Here is a 301-nt window from a genome sequence, read left to right on the forward strand (position 1 = left end):
TACTTATCTTTTATCGATTAGTACACCTGTTAATGAGCCGCCCTTTGATTTAATTGTCATTAGTGAGATTTTATATTATTTATCACCCAATGATATTGACACAGTAATCGCTTGGACTGAGCAAAACCTTGCTGTAGGCGGTACATTACTATGCTGTCATTGGCGGTATGCTATTGAGGGTTTCACGATGACAGGTGAGACCGTGCACCAGCGCTTGCACGATGTTTTTAATTTCACAAATAATGAGAAGCATCAGGTTACGTTCACTCATCAAAGCAAAATAATAGACAGCGATTTCTTA

The 301-nt window shown here is 38.5% G+C and carries 1 pseudogene; it reads left to right on the forward strand.

From position 1 onward, the window contains the following. Nucleotides 1–301 (forward strand): annotated as a pseudogene (locus AAEZ03_RS26685) (hypothetical protein); the annotation flags it as partial.

Source organism: Pseudomonas sp. HY2-MNA-CIBAN-0224, from assembly GCF_040310285.1.
Taxonomy (GTDB): Bacteria; Pseudomonadota; Gammaproteobacteria; order Pseudomonadales; family Pseudomonadaceae; genus Aquipseudomonas; species Aquipseudomonas helleri.